At 48.7% G+C, this 14,226-nt stretch carries 17 protein-coding genes; 9 read left to right on the forward strand and 8 right to left on the reverse strand.

Annotated elements, in window-relative coordinates; genetic code table 11:
• Positions 1 to 13: 13 nt before the first annotated feature.
• Positions 14 to 895, reverse strand: coding sequence for an OmpA family protein (locus EHS89_RS14000; RefSeq protein ID WP_124926783.1), 882 nt, complete (start codon positions 893 to 895; stop codon positions 14 to 16).
• A 263-nt stretch (positions 896 to 1,158) separates the two neighbouring features.
• Here EHS89_RS14000 and rnt point away from each other — a divergent pair, with 263 nt between their 5' ends.
• Positions 1,159 to 1,779 (forward strand): ribonuclease T, encoded by a 621-nt coding sequence (rnt, locus tag EHS89_RS14005; protein WP_124926979.1) that lies wholly within the window; start codon positions 1,159 to 1,161, stop codon positions 1,777 to 1,779.
• 115 nt (positions 1,780 to 1,894) lie between these two features.
• On the opposite strand, the gene EHS89_RS14010 is transcribed toward rnt, so the two are convergent.
• Together EHS89_RS14010 and grxD are read right to left on the reverse strand one after the other, a co-directional pair.
• Entirely contained in the window at positions 1,895 to 2,497 is a 603-nt protein-coding gene (locus EHS89_RS14010; protein WP_124926784.1) for a peroxiredoxin, read from the reverse strand.
• A gap of 139 nt (positions 2,498 to 2,636) precedes the next feature.
• Positions 2,637 to 2,972 (reverse strand): Grx4 family monothiol glutaredoxin, encoded by a 336-nt coding sequence (gene grxD / locus EHS89_RS14015; protein WP_124926785.1) that lies wholly within the window; start codon positions 2,970 to 2,972, stop codon positions 2,637 to 2,639.
• Positions 2,973 to 3,323: 351 nt separating this feature from the next.
• On the opposite strand from grxD, the gene EHS89_RS14020 reads away from it, so the two are divergent.
• The 4 genes from EHS89_RS14020 (at position 3,324) to EHS89_RS14035 (ending at position 6,918) form a co-directional block, all read left to right on the forward strand.
• Positions 3,324 to 4,508 (forward strand): aspartate aminotransferase family protein, encoded by a 1,185-nt coding sequence (locus tag EHS89_RS14020; RefSeq protein ID WP_124926786.1) that lies wholly within the window; start codon positions 3,324 to 3,326, stop codon positions 4,506 to 4,508.
• Between the two features lie 40 nt (positions 4,509 to 4,548).
• Entirely contained in the window at positions 4,549 to 5,454 is a 906-nt protein-coding gene (gene argF / locus EHS89_RS14025; RefSeq protein ID WP_124926787.1) for an ornithine carbamoyltransferase, read from the forward strand.
• Between the two features lie 118 nt (positions 5,455 to 5,572).
• Entirely contained in the window at positions 5,573 to 6,487 is a 915-nt protein-coding gene (locus tag EHS89_RS14030; RefSeq protein ID WP_124926788.1) for a LysR family transcriptional regulator, read from the forward strand.
• On the forward strand, positions 6,487 to 6,918 hold the full coding sequence (locus EHS89_RS14035) for a DUF6942 family protein (protein WP_124926789.1): 432 nt from the start codon (positions 6,487 to 6,489) through the stop codon (positions 6,916 to 6,918). Before EHS89_RS14030 ends, EHS89_RS14035 begins: the two co-directional genes overlap by 1 nt.
• A gap of 39 nt (positions 6,919 to 6,957) precedes the next feature.
• Here the strand turns inward: EHS89_RS14035 and EHS89_RS14040 are convergent, their stop codons facing one another.
• Positions 6,958 to 7,344 carry a carboxymuconolactone decarboxylase family protein gene (locus EHS89_RS14040; protein WP_124926790.1) on the reverse strand — a complete coding sequence of 129 codons (387 nt, stop codon included), beginning with the start codon at positions 7,342 to 7,344 and terminating at the stop codon, positions 6,958 to 6,960.
• Between the two features lie 301 nt (positions 7,345 to 7,645).
• Here EHS89_RS14040 and EHS89_RS14045 point away from each other — a divergent pair, with 301 nt between their 5' ends.
• Both EHS89_RS14045 and EHS89_RS14050 read left to right on the forward strand, forming a co-directional pair.
• On the forward strand, positions 7,646 to 8,998 hold the full coding sequence (locus EHS89_RS14045) for a class II 3-deoxy-7-phosphoheptulonate synthase (protein ID WP_124926791.1): 1,353 nt from the start codon (positions 7,646 to 7,648) through the stop codon (positions 8,996 to 8,998).
• Positions 8,998 to 9,327 (forward strand): YqcC family protein, encoded by a 330-nt coding sequence (locus EHS89_RS14050; RefSeq protein WP_124926792.1) that lies wholly within the window; start codon positions 8,998 to 9,000, stop codon positions 9,325 to 9,327. Before EHS89_RS14045 ends, EHS89_RS14050 begins: the two co-directional genes overlap by 1 nt.
• A 26-nt stretch (positions 9,328 to 9,353) precedes the next feature.
• Here the strand turns inward: EHS89_RS14050 and EHS89_RS14055 are convergent, their stop codons facing one another.
• Genes EHS89_RS14055 through EHS89_RS14070 form a run of 4 tightly spaced genes read right to left on the reverse strand, consistent with a single transcriptional unit; the run spans position 9,354 to position 11,622 of the window.
• Positions 9,354 to 9,755 carry a CBS domain-containing protein gene (locus tag EHS89_RS14055; protein ID WP_124926793.1) on the reverse strand — a complete coding sequence of 134 codons (402 nt, stop codon included), beginning with the start codon at positions 9,753 to 9,755 and terminating at the stop codon, positions 9,354 to 9,356.
• Positions 9,752 to 10,102 (reverse strand): P-II family nitrogen regulator, encoded by a 351-nt coding sequence (locus EHS89_RS14060; RefSeq protein WP_124926794.1) that lies wholly within the window; start codon positions 10,100 to 10,102, stop codon positions 9,752 to 9,754. The genes EHS89_RS14055 and EHS89_RS14060 overlap by 4 nt, the downstream gene beginning before the upstream one ends.
• Positions 10,103 to 10,111: 9 nt before the next feature.
• Positions 10,112 to 10,921 (reverse strand): DUF1538 domain-containing protein, encoded by an 810-nt coding sequence (locus EHS89_RS14065; protein ID WP_124926795.1) that lies wholly within the window; start codon positions 10,919 to 10,921, stop codon positions 10,112 to 10,114.
• Positions 10,921 to 11,622 carry a DUF1538 domain-containing protein gene (locus EHS89_RS14070; RefSeq protein WP_124926980.1) on the reverse strand — a complete coding sequence of 234 codons (702 nt, stop codon included), beginning with the start codon at positions 11,620 to 11,622 and terminating at the stop codon, positions 10,921 to 10,923. The genes EHS89_RS14065 and EHS89_RS14070 overlap by 1 nt, the downstream gene beginning before the upstream one ends.
• A 274-nt stretch (positions 11,623 to 11,896) precedes the next feature.
• Here EHS89_RS14070 and EHS89_RS14075 point away from each other — a divergent pair, with 274 nt between their 5' ends.
• On the forward strand, positions 11,897 to 12,967 hold the full coding sequence (locus EHS89_RS14075) for a DUF3549 family protein (protein ID WP_124926796.1): 1,071 nt from the start codon (positions 11,897 to 11,899) through the stop codon (positions 12,965 to 12,967).
• Positions 12,968 to 13,328: 361 nt separating this feature from the next.
• Positions 13,329 to 14,207 carry a peptidoglycan-binding domain-containing protein gene (locus EHS89_RS14080; RefSeq protein ID WP_124926797.1) on the forward strand — a complete coding sequence of 293 codons (879 nt, stop codon included), beginning with the start codon at positions 13,329 to 13,331 and terminating at the stop codon, positions 14,205 to 14,207.
• The last annotated feature ends 19 nt before the right edge of the window (positions 14,208 to 14,226 follow it).

Consider the following 14,226-nt stretch of genomic DNA (forward strand, 5'->3'; position numbering starts at 1 on the left):
GAATATGAAGTGTTCAGTTGCGGTCCAGACGGATAGTTACCCGACGGCTACGATCGCGGGTGGCGCGATTATTTTTTTGTTCCACCGGATAGCGTTCGCCGTGGTAACGGGTCGTAATCAGATCAGGATTAACCCCTTTTTGCTCCAGATAAGCCGTTACCGCTTCTGCCCGTTTTTTGGATAAATCCCGGTTCGCCAACCTGCGACCCTGAGCATCTGAGTGTCCATCAACATAGACCGAATTCACTGCATCATCATTATTGACGTAGATCGCGATCAGATCCAAACGCGCTTTTGTCGAGTCAGATAGCTGCCATTGAGCCGAAGGAAAGAGCACTGCTGTCCTGGCAATCTGTCGATAATTAACCGGCAACAATTGCGCCACACAATCAGCGTAAGACTCATATGCGGGAGGGAAATTAGCCGCCGACAGCCCGATCCTTACTGATTCATTGGTACCGGACCAGTTTTGCGCCAGAAAAGTTGGCATCCGGCCTTTAAAAAGGCTCGCCAACATCTGTCGGGAATATTGTTCCGACACGGGAATTTGTCCGTTGCTGGTAAATTCAACTTCACCTATCCGGTGAACTGCTACACCCGGTTGCCAGGGCGATGCTTCAACCAGCAGTTGAACCTTGCCGTTCAGGCCATGCCCTTGCAGAGGCTTAAGTGTAAAACGTACCTGCTCTCCCGCTTCATGATCAAACACCCCTTCACCAAACAGAGGTATAAGCTGAGATAACCGACAACTGAACTTAGATGCTTCCAGATCCCATTTAGATTTTTCAATAGATGCAGCATAACCTGCAGCCATGCCTTGCTGAGGCAACAAAGCAGTACTGACAGATAAAGCACTAACAAACAAAGAGCTTAATAAAAGCTGAGCTAATCGCATAAACTACTGATCTTCCATAAAGGATTGGTATCGCAACTGTTATCGGCACTACTATAACGAGCTTTAGACTATACAGGTGAATACTCACCAACAAAAATCACCTCTGAACAGAAACTCCAGCATCTGATTCAGATGATATTTAGTCTGGCATTTGTGAAACTACAAGCAAATCTTTACACTTGAGTTCAGGTAATTACTAACGCTGACCATAAACAGGTCATTAAGGAAGATCATTGAATAGAAGCGCCCAGTACCAACACCCGATGTCGAACCGTTTTCGCGGCTACCTACCCGTTGTCATCGATGTTGAAACCGCTGGCTTCAACTCCCAGACCGATGCCCTTCTGGAAATTGCAGCCGTAACCCTGACTATGGATGACGATGGCAATCTACTGATTGACCAGAGTTATGAGTTCAATGTAGATCCGTTCGAAGGTGCTAACCTGGAAAAAGCGGCGCTGGAGTTTACCGGCATTGATCCCTATAACCCGTTACGGGGAGCCATTCCAGAGCAGGAAGCACTGGAAAAGATATTCAAACCTATTCGTAAAGCGGTAAAAGCACACAACTGTAAACGGGCTATTCTGGTCGGACATAATGCGTCCTTCGATCACGGTTTTGTCTCTGCCGCGGCTGAGCGCTGCGATATTAAACGCAACCCTTTCCATCCGTTCTCCACATTCGATACAGCAACAATGGCCGGTCTGGCCTTTGGTCACACCGTCCTGGCCCGAGCCTGCGATCTGGCTGATATTGATTTCGACGGCCACCAGGCTCACTCAGCACTCTACGACACGATGAAAACCGCAGAACTGTTCTGCACTATTGTGAATCGCTGGAAAGATCTGGGCGGCTGGCAGATGGTACAAGATAACTACGAATAGCCTGACAGGTCAGAGCTGTAGCAGACTACCCCTGTTCGCTGTTCGCTGTTCGCTTAAAAAAGCACAAAAAAACCCACCTTAAGGTGGGTTTTTTATATTTAAATTTCTTTCGAAATTACAGCTTGTCAGCATTCTCTGTCAGGTATGCAGCAACGCCTGCTGGAGAAGCATCCATACCTTTATCGCCTTCAGTCCAGCCAGCTGGACAAACTTCACCGTGCTCCTGGTGGAATGCCAGAGCATCAACCATACGCAACATCTCGTCAACGTTACGGCCCAGTGGCAGATCGTTAACAACCTGGTGACGTACCAGACCATCTTCGTCGATCAGGAAAGAACCACGGAAAGCAACGCCGCCTTCAGATTCAACATCGTAATCCTGGCAGATGCTGTGAGTCATATCAGCAACCAGTGTGTAGTTTACAGCGCCGATACCGCCTTCGTTTACCGGCGTATTACGCCACGCATTGTGAGAGAAGTGGGAATCGATAGACACACCGATCACTTCAACATTACGCTTTTTAAACTCTTCGATACGGTGATCAAAAGCCAGCAGCTCAGATGGGCAAACGAAAGTGAAATCCAGCGGGTAGAAGAAAATTACCGCTTTTTTACCTTTAGTTGCTTCAGTCAGATTGAAAGCATCAACAATATCACCGTTACCCAGTACTGCTGGTGCTGTAAAATCCGGAGCCTGCTTACCTACTAATACGCCCATTTTTTATCTCCATTAAGAAAAGCGTTAACCGCAAAAATTAACTTAAAAATACAAAGTTAACATAGCTTAGCCGTACTGTTGCTATAACACTAATAGAACACAACTATACGACTAATAAACAATACCTATAATGCCGCTATCAGCCTTCTTCAGACTGATCTTCACCGGCAACTGTATCGATCAGCTCTTTAAGCTCACCGTTTTCAGCCATCTCAGCAATAATGTCGCAACCACCGACCAGCTCACCTTTTACCCACAGCTGTGGAAAAGTTGGCCAGTTAGCATATTTAGGCAGCTCAGCGCGAATTTCAGGACTTTCCAGAATATTTACAAAAGCAAACCGCGCACCGCAGGACATAACCGCTTCAGAAGCACGGGAAGAAAATCCGCACTGAGGAAAACGCGGCGTTCCTTTCATGTACAACAGGATATCGTTAGATTCAATTTGCTCTTTAATAGTATCAACAACGCTCATAAGTCCTACCTATATTCTTACATTACGCCAGCGATGCAGGCGTTGATCATTAACTGTGGCGCACAGCCTAGCATAAACCCGATCAATTTACTCGGGTAAGGCAAGAAATTATCCCGCCCAGCACGCTAAATCAGCTACTATATTGAGCCACAGCATGTGTCTATTAATATGGGGGCGCACACTCAAAATCTCAAGTTCAGTTCCATTCTTGCTAATTCACAAACAAGCACCTAGAATGGCTGGTTTTCCGTTCGGCAGCCTTAGGGAAACGGCGACTCAAACTGGTATTCAATTAATACCGGCATTCGCTGAAGACCCCGCTGCCGTTTTGCGTTGCAGAGAGGGACACAGATGTCTACACAGCCCGTTATGAATACCTACTCGCGTCTTTCCGTGGCTTTTGACCATGGTGAAGGCTGTTGGCTATATGATACGGACGGCAACAAATACCTGGATGCATTAAGCGGTATCGCCGTTTGTGGTCTGGGCCATGCTCATCCAGCAGTTACCACAGCAATCAGCGAACAGGCCAGCCAGCTGATCCATACTTCCAACCTGTACACTATCCCACTGCAGCAGCAGTTGGCAGAGCGTCTGACTCACATCTCAGGTATGGATAACATTTTCTTTGGCAACTCTGGTGCTGAAGCTAATGAAGCGGCCATTAAGCTGGCTCGACGCTACGGACACAAAAAAGGGATCGATAAGCCCGTTACTATTGTGATGGAAGGCTCTTTTCACGGCCGTACTATGGCCACGCTTAGCGCAACCGGTAACCGTTCTGCTCAGGCTGGTTTTGAACCCTTAGTCAGCGGTTTTGTGCGCGCGCCTTACAATGATGTTGAAGCGATTAAAAATATCGTTGCGGCTGATGCTAACGTCGTTGCGATTCTGGTTGAACCCGTTCAGGGCGAAAGCGGCGTTGTGATCCCTGCTGACAATTATCTGAATCAGCTACGTGATATCTGCGATGCTAACGACATGCTACTGATGCTGGACGAAGTTCAGACTGGCAACGGTCGTACCGGTAGCTATTTTGCTTATCAACAGAACAATATCCTGCCAGACGTTGTTACTACCGCTAAAGGCCTGGGCAACGGTGTACCTATTGGCGCCTGCCTGGCACGTGGTAAAGCAGCTGAGATTCTTTCTCCCGGCACCCACGGTTCGACCTATGGCGGCAACCCGCTATGTTGCGCCGCTGCACTGGCAGTTGTAGACACTATCACTAACGAGAATCTGGATCAGCGCGCAGCATTCTTAGGCGACAAGATCGTTGCCGGTTTCGAAGCTCAGCTTGGCGATGCCAGCTATGTGAAAGAGATCCGTAACAAAGGTCTGATGATTGCTATCGAACTGACCGAAGCTGGCACCGAGCTGGCGGTACTTTCTAAAGTAAAGGGCATTCTTCTGAATGTTACCGGAGGCGGTAAGGTTGTTCGTATGCTGCCACCACTAATCATGTCTGATACTGAAGCAGAGCTCTTGGTAAACACCTTGTCTCGCATCATTAAAGTCTACATGGCTGACGAATAACTGACTCGATAAAGGCCCGCTAACGCGGGCCTGAATACTTATGACTACACGACATTTTTTGACCCTGCTGGACCTGACTCCGGAAGAACTGAATACTCTCATTCGCCGTGCTGTTGAGCTAAAGCAGATACGTAACCGGGGTGAGATCTACGAGCCTCTGAAAAACCAGGTACTGGCGATGATTTTCGAAAAATCATCTACCCGTACCCGGGTTTCATTTGAAGCTGGCATGGCACAGTTCGGCGGACATGCACTGTTCCTATCTTCCCGGGACACCCAGCTAGGCCGTGGCGAACCCATTGAAGATAGCGCTAAGGTTATCTCCAGCATGTGTGACGTTGTCATGATCCGTACCTTCGATCACGATACTGTTACCACATTTGCAGCAAACTCCCGGGTACCTATCATCAACGCCCTGACCGATGACTATCATCCTTGTCAGCTACTGGCCGACATGCAGACTTTTCTTGAGCATCGTGGTGATATCAAAGGTAAAACCGTTACCTGGATCGGTGATGGCAATAATATGTGCCATTCATATATTAATGCGGCACGTCAGTTTGACTTTAAACTGCAGATCGCCTGCCCTGAAGGCTTCGACCCTAATACTGAGCTGGTCGCCCAAAATCAGGACCGGGTCAGCATCTACCGCACTCCGGAGGAAGCCGTAAAAGGCAGCCACCTGGTTGTTACTGACGTCTGGGCCTCAATGGGCCAGGAAGAGGAACAGAAAGTTCGCGAGAAAGCATTTGCTGGCTATCAGGTGACTACTGCGCTGATGGATCAGGCTGAACCGGACGCTATCTTTATGCACTGCCTGCCAGCACACCGCGGCGAAGAAGTCAGCGCTGAGATGATGGACGATCCTCGCTCTGTCGTATTTGACGAAGCTGAAAACCGCTTGCACGCCCAAAAAGCACTGCTCGAGTTTCTGCTGGTCAAATAAGCAGCATTAAAAACGGGTCCGCTTCCTGCGGACCCGGTATGCTGCAGCGCAAGATCCCATATGAGGGATATTCATACTATACTCAGACTCACACCCATAATTATTGAGGCACAACGGTATGATCGAACTTCGACATCTGAAGACTCTTTCTGCGCTGAGGGATGCGGGCAGTTTGGTTGAGGCTGCCGAACGAATCCATCTAACCCAGTCCGCCCTGTCCCACCAGATTAAAGATCTGGAAGACCGCCTCGAATGCTCTCTGTTTATTCGTAAAACCAAACCGATCTGCTTTACCAGTGCCGGCCAGCGTATCCTTGCCCTGGCTGATGATGTACTCCCTATGATCCGCAATGCAGAAAGAGACATTGCCCGCCTGGCCGGCGGAGAAGCAGGGCGCCTGAATATCTGTATCGAGTGCCATAGCTGCTTTGACTGGTTAATGCCGACTATCGACCATTTCCGTCAGAACTGGCCAGAAGTAGAAATGGATCTGACTACAGGCTTTAGCTTTCAACCTCTGCCAGCCCTCGCCCGGGGTGACCTTGATCTGGTGGTTACCGCTGACCCTGAAGAGCGTAAAGGCATTACCTATATCCCACTGTTTAGCTACGAATCAGTACTGGCCATGAGCAAACAGCACCAGCTGGTTGCTCGTCGCGCCATTCAACCACAAGATATTGAGCAGCAAACACTGATCACTTATCCGGTAGAACAGCACCGGTTAGATATATTTAAACACTTCCTGGATCCGGCCGGTGTCGAACCCGCTGAATTACGCACCTCTGAACTGACCGTTATGATTATGCAACTGGTAGCCAGCGGCCGGGGGGTTTCTGCGCTACCTAACTGGGCTATTCATCAGTATATTGAGGAAGAGTACATTACCTCCCGCCCACTTGGAGAGAAAGGTGTCTGGTGTACCCTCTATGCGGCCATTCGCGAAGATCAGCAAGACGCCGACTTCATGCTCGACTTTCTGAATACAGCTAAAGAAATTACCTTCCGCAATCTCAGCGGCATTAAATCAGCTTAATGCAGCAACTGGGTAATACTGAGCAGGCATCGACCCTGCTCTACCTGCCAACTGCGCCGATTGTCGATCCGACTAATACCACAGACTACCAAAGCCTGGTAAAACTAAACGGCAACCACTGGCGTAAAATTCTGATCATTCTGGCCAAGCTACAATGCCCGGATCAGAACTGGCGGGACTATCGCGACCAGCAACTATTAGAACAGCGGGAAGCGATTAGTTTTAAGAATCATCTTGAACCGGGAAACAAATTTCATATCGTCGCCGGCAAAGCCAGCTGGCAGCGACTAGGTCTGGATCTGGCAGATTTTCACCCGCTAGAAGAGAGCGGCAGGCTATATCAAAAAGGGCGAATATTCCTAACCCCCTACCCGGACTACCGCCAGTTTCCCAATCAGCTTATAGAGTTACTAAGACCACGACTTAAGTAAAACCTGCAACTTACAGGAGAAGCTTAAACCAGCCTGATCCTATACTGCCCTGGCCTGCCATTCTTCTATTACCTCTTTAGCCGCTCTAAACGCCTCCTGAGCCGCTGGCGCTCCACAATAAACAATAGAATGCAGCAGCACTTCCTGTATCTCTTCCGGCGTACAACCATTATTCAGAGCGCCCCGCACATGCCCTTTTAACTCTGTCGGTGCTTTCAGGGCAGCCAACATCGCAATAGTCACCAATGAACGAGTACTTCTAGGCAAACCATCACGCTGCCATGTACTGCCCCAGGCGTGCTCATTAATCCAATCCTGTACCGGCTGAGTCAGTTCCGTCGTATTATCTATCGCACGCTGGACAAACTCTTCACCCATGACCTCGGTCCGTACTTTCAGACCATTTTTCTTATCCTGCTCAGACATCAGTTTTCCAAATTATGGTTAAAGACGGCCAACAATAGCCCAAAAACCCTACTCAACACCATCCCTCGCAGAAGAAAAAAGCCTGCCTATACACCCTTTACTGATGCATAAAAAACCCATTAAAACCAAACTTGGAACAATTTTATTCCAACAAACCAACGCCAGAGCAATTTCCTACCTGCCGCAGGTATAAAATCTGACTAAAAAACAACAGTTTTTCATCCCACCACCCTTACTTGTAAGCCTGATCAGAGCTACACTATGCCCTTTAGCCATACACCTTTCAGAGCGAACGAATTAGATGGACAACTGGTCTCCCGACAGCTGGAAAAGCAAACCGATTCTGCAACAGCCTGAATACCAGGACAGCAGTGCCATAAAACAGGTTGAGAACGAACTTGAGCAGATGCCACCACTGGTTTTTGCTGGTGAAGTACGTTCACTGCATAAGCAACTGGCCGATGTTGCATCCGGACAAGCATTTTTACTGCAAGGTGGCGACTGCGCCGAAAGTTTTGCTGAATTTAACGCCACGAATATTCGCGATACCTTCCAGGTAATGCTGCAGATGGCGGTGGTCATGACTTTTGCTGGCAGCTGCCCGGTGGTTAAAGTTGCCCGGATCGCAGGCCAGTACGCCAAACCACGCTCCGCCGGCACTGAGACCATTGATGGTATCGAGTTACCTAGCTATCGCGGCGACATCATCAATGATATCGCTTTCAACGCCGCATCACGCGAGCCTGACCCTCAGCGCTTAATGCGCGCCTACCATCAGGCTACTTCAACCCTGAATCTGCTACGTGCTTTCGCCCAGGGCGGCTTTGCTGACTTGCATAAAGTACACCAGTGGAACCAGGGCTTTGTTAAAAAGAGCCCGCAGGGTGAAAAATATCAGCACTTGGCTGACCAGATCGGCGACACACTCTCCTTCATGGAGGCCTGTGGTATCCGGGGCAGCAATGTTCCTCAGTTAAAGGAAACCTCAGTTTATACCTCCCACGAAGCGCTGCTGCTCAACTATGAGCAAGCCCTGACCCGTCAGGATAGCCTCACTTCGCGCTGGTATGACTGCTCGGCTCATATGCTGTGGATCGGAGACCGTACCCGTCAGCTAGACGGTGCTCATATAGAGTTTCTTCGCGGCGTAGAAAATCCGATCGGCGTAAAAGTCGGCCCGACCATGAATCCGGATGAACTGATCCGACTGATCGATGCAGTTAACCCGACCAATATGCCAGGTCGGTTAACACTGATCAGTCGAATGGGTGCAGACAAAATTACTGAGCACCTGCCTGAACTGGTACGTCGGGTTAAAGAGGAAGGTCGCAATGTGGTCTGGAGCTCTGATCCGATGCATGGCAATACCATAAAAGCCAGCAGCGGCTATAAAACCCGTAGTGTTGATAGCATTCTGAAAGAGATGAAAGGCTTCTTCGAAGTACATAGGGCAGAAGGCACTTATGCCGGCGGCGTCCACTTTGAAATGACCGGCCAGAACGTCACCGAATGTATTGGCGGCGCCTACCGGATTACAGAAGAAGGGCTAGGCGATCGCTATCATACCCACTGCGATCCTCGCCTTAATGCCGATCAGGCACTGGAACTGGCATTTCTGATTGCCGACACCCTGAAGCAAGCCCGAGGTAGATAATGTCTGAAAAGTACGCTGAACTAGAGCAAGTACTGCGTGAAATTGAAGCGGAGATGCGGGTCTGGTCACTCTGGTCTGCCAATAAGCCTTCACTCACGGCCCTACAAAGCGTACAGCCTTTTTGTATCGATACTCTGAGTTTCTGGCAGTGGGTTCAGTGGATAATGCTACCCAAGTTTCAGCAGATGATAGAGCAACAGTTGCCACTCCCTAAGAGCAGCAACATGGCTCCGATGATTAAAGAGGCATTACAGAACAATGCCGTAAAAAGCAGCAAGCTGATCGAATTCTTCGATCAGCTTGATCAGCTACTAACGATAAAGCATTAAATCGTCCATCAAACTGACAGACAAGCTTACTCGGTGAGCAATCCGTCCAGTACAATCTGGTTATAACCGACCACACCCAGCACTTCACCGTTATCCAACACCGGCGCTGTCGCCAGACCAAAATTATCAAACAGGCGTGCGCAATAACGGACATCCATCTGCGGATCAACACCTATCACCGGCTTGGTCATAATCTCGTAGATATTAACCCGCTCCGGCGCACGATCCTGCGCTAATACCTTCTTGGCGATATCAGACAGCAACAGGATGCCATATTCATCATCGTTGTTACGCTTGTTGATCAACAGAACCGAGACATTTTTCTGTTTAAAAATGTCGATTGCATCCTTAATCGTGGTCAGTCCGTCAACCATGGCATAATCCTGCGCCATTACATCTTTAGCACGCACTACTTTGCGATCACTCATATCTCTTCCTCGACTAGGTTTGTCAGGGTTGCGATCTGATGCGCCACCCCCACAGCATCTTCAACATCCAGCTGAACAGCTATACCCTGTCCCGGAGAATCATCAAATTCTGCTACCCGTGAAATAGTTTCCAGTATTTTACGACTCAGGTGTTCTTCAACGATAAACAACACCACATCACGCTGAGTTTCCAGCGTCAGACCAAAGAAAGTCTTAGTTTTGTTAACTCCTTCGCCCCGGGCATTGTTAATTACCGTAGCACCGGTTGCTCCCGCATCCCGGGCAGCTTTCATTACCTGATCGGTTTTGGAATCTTCAACAAACACTAATAACAGTTTGAAGTGCATATTCCCGTCCTATTCCTGATTCATCTGTAGTTCGGCCTGTTGCCGTTTTTTCTTGTCTTTGGCCGCAACCCATTCGGTTATCTGGGCGTAGGCCATTACCGAAATCATGGGAAAAAGACTGGCAAAAGCGATCAAACCGAAACCATCAATTAACGCACTACGCCCCGGCACGGTACTGGCAAGGCCCAACCCCAGAGCCGCAACTAAAGGCACAGTCACAGTTGAGGTAGTAACACCACCAGAGTCATAAGCCAGTGGAACAATCATTTTTGGCGCAAAAAATGTCTGTATCACCACAAAGATATAACCGGTAATAATAAACCAGTGAATGGGATAACCGGTCACTATACGCCAGGTACCCAGACTGATACCCACCGCTACCCCTAAGGCAACTGCCAGACGCAGTCCCCAAACACCGATAGCACCACCAGATACCTCATTCGCCTTTATTGCTACCGCAATAAGGGAAGGTTCTGCGATAGTGGTACTAGCGCCAATAGCAAATGCAAAGATATAAACCCAGTAGTAGTCAGACCAGTGTAATGCCTGACCCGCCGCCGCAATACTGCCACGAATAAACTCTGGATCTGTTAACTGTTGCGCCATCAATCGCCCGATAGGAAACAACGCTTTTTCCAGCCCCAGCAGAAACAGAGCCAGGCCAAGAATCACATAACCAAAGCCAAATATTACTTTCTTGAGATTCGGAATCCGACGTCGGATAACCAATAACTGGAAGCCAAAGATAATAACCAGAATCGGAATAACATCTTTGATCGTCGATAATAAAATAGTGAAGAGTTGATTCAACAGTTCCATCAGATCACCATTCCGTATGCCATCACGAAGATCATCGGTGTCAGGGATGCAAAAGCGATCAGACCAAAGCCATCAATCATTGGATTACGACCTTCAATTGAAGACGCTAAACCAACACCCAATGCCGTCACCAGAGGCACAGTAATGGTTGAGGTGGTCACACCACCCGAATCATAAGCAATACCGATTATTTCCCGCGGCGCAAAAGCGGTCATCACCATCACCAGCAGGTAGCCGACAATAATCATGTACTGGATCGGCCAGCCTTTCAGAATTCTTACGACACCGATAACAATTGCCAGCCCCACTGAAAAGGCTACGGTATAGCGCAGACCTGATGCATAGCTGAGCATTGATGCATCGGTCGCTTCAATCATCCCCCCTTCAGCAGCCACCGCAGCAGCCTCTGCCGCCACCGCTATCAGCGCGGGCTCTGCCACCGTGGTCCCAAATCCCAGAGAAAATGCAAACACCAGCAGCCAAAACAGACTACCTTTACGGGCAAAGGCATGCGCCAGGGTTTCCCCAATTGGAAACAACCCCATTTCAAGCCCATAAATGAAAAATGTCAGTCCGGCGACAACACAGAGAAGGCCGGTAATTAAACCGACCAGATCAGGCACAGATTGCTGTAATACAACGATCTGAAAAAAACCGATAACCACTACAATTGGTAGCAAATCACGCAGACTGCCAACCATCGACCGCCCAAGGGCGAAAAGACCGTTACTCAATTGAGCTCCTTTTTTATCCTGACCTTAGTCAAATAATATCCATTCACAGCCAGTCTTCGACATCATTGTGACAGCAAATATAACGTTCTGCTTAATTAGTTAAATGATATAAAAAACAGTACAAAACCAACAGCTGTTTTAACCCCATTTTAAGGATTAATCAGGATAAAAGTGAAAGCTGTAACTGTTCTGAAGGCACTGGTAGAATGGCGCACAGATTTTAACCCAGTCAGGCAGACCAATGAGCCGTTTTGAAACCCTTACAGACTTTATCCGACAGACCGAAGCCCAGTTCAGAATCTTTGATATGGGGCGTTGTATCGACAAACTGTCAGTCGATAGTTTTCGTAAAGTCGAAATGGGCCAGATCCCTTACCCTAAACCATTCCTGCATCAGGCATGGATCGCGGTACTGATGTGGAATCCAAAACAAGCTCAGGAGAATGTTGTCTGGTTTCTGAAACTACCGCTAGATGAACAGGGCTTTCTGGTTCAGGCTGCCCGGGATGATTTTCTTAACCGCTTGTTGCAGAACCTGACTAACAGCCAGGGCAAAGCGCCATTAGATCAACCAGGAGATGCGACCGAATACCGTGATGCGCTAAAAGACAATCCGTTCTCTTTTACCCCGGATCAGGAAAAAATGGCCGCCTTTCATGCCACCGCCACAGTAACAACTCGCCAGCCGGCCTCCTCATTCTACTCACCGGCCCAACAGTATTTTCAGCGCGGTAGTGATTTACAACAGTGGGATCAATTGGGCTACCAGGGTATCGCTGATTTCGTTATCCGCCACCAGGACGAAAATAACGAGGCGAATCTCGCAACGGTATTTAATGACCTTCCGGATACGCCGCTGGAAGCTGCCTGCACCTTTCTTGAACATATCCACCCGGGTAACGATCTCAGCGCTGCGATTTTACAAAAACTGGAACAAGTGACTGATGCCGGCGAGGTCTCAGCCAATCAGATCGGTGCATTGCTCAGAGCTGTATCTCAGTGTCCGGATGATCAACAAAAAGTTACCGTACTTAAACAGGTATTAAGCAGCAAATATGGTACTGAAGCTGAAGTAATTGCAGCTCTGGCCAGCCGCTGCTGGGCCTGTCTGCAATATCCTGAACTGCTTCAGCCCTTTCTTGAAACGCTGGCCGTTAATCAGGCCGGTCAGGAGTGCTTTAACCGGGTGATGGCTGATCTTATGTTTATTCCCACCCTGAGAGCGCTAACACTGCAACAGTTCCGTTCTCCCGAGCGAAGTGAAGCGTTAAGCAAAGCCATCGGCGGTATGTTTGGAGACGGCTTCCTGTAACACCCTCACCCTATAAGCAGTACGAAAAGTAACCGACAGGTTTTGACCAAAACCTGTCGCCTGACTACGCTTTACTCTGAATCAAGGGATAACGGATGTCCTGCAGTTCAGTCTGCTCACAATAAAGAATCAGCTTTTAAAAACATAAACGAGTACTTGCCTGACTGACTAACAGGGTAAGCACTGTAATCAGCGTTAGGTAGCTATCTGTTTATAGGCCTCTGTTTATAGACTCTTTTTAAAGCTCTGGTTTTATAGCATTCTGCCCCAGCCTCCCATCCATCCCACCCGATCTGTTCTCAAACCTGTAACACTCAGTTATAGGGTACTGTCAGTAACAGAACTATTCATGGAGTGAGCTATGATTTTAAAGCATGGAAGCCAGAGTGAAGATGTAAAAAGCGTACAGGAAATTCTCAAACAACTAGGCTATAAACCGGGCCCGGTCGATGGTCAGTACGGCGCCAAAACAGAAGCCGCTGTCATTCAGTTTCAGGAAGCTTTTAACCTCTATGCCGATGGCATTACCGGCCCTGGTACCTGGTCTAAGCTACAGCAAGCCCTGCATATAGAAGTAGATGAACAAACCCAGCCGGTTAACAACAGACTGCAGTTGCCCTGGACCAGAGTGCCCGCCGATAAGTACCGTGACGGCTATGATCGTTTCTTTCTCAGAGAGGATGTCGCGGCTGCCTATATGAATGTAAGACAACAGGTTATTGATGCAGGCGGCGTACTGACCAGTTCAGGTGCCAGGCGCTCACTCAATGCCAAGGTTAGCCCTTCACGCAGCGCAACCTCTTTTCATTACACAGGTAGAGCGCTGGATCTGTTTGTTGGCAGCGGCATGGAGAATCGCAACCATAACCCTTACATCATTACGGCAGACGGAGATCGTTACTGGCGTGTCTATTGTCGTGCCGAAGGAGGCACGCCAATGGAACTGGATGCCATCACATACGGTTCAAGAAATCGTGGCAAAATAACTTCGGGGAAATTCATCGATCTGACCGCCCTTTTCCACCAGCAAGGTTTTCAACGCATCCGCGCGCGACGTTCATTTTTTAGTAACGGTAGCTGGCTGGGTGCGGAGTGGTGGCATTTCCAGTACGAAGACGGACTGGAATCAGGCGTTTCCAGCTTTGGTGATGAACTATTGAAGGTCTATACCGAAGCCCAGTTAATGAACACAGCCCCGTGGAAATACCGGCATCGTGTTTTTGGCGAAAACTGGGGCTAATACTCGTGTTTATTGTCTG

Source organism: Amphritea balenae (assembly GCF_003858655.1).
GTDB classification, from domain to species: domain Bacteria; phylum Pseudomonadota; class Gammaproteobacteria; order Pseudomonadales; family Balneatricaceae; genus Amphritea; species Amphritea balenae.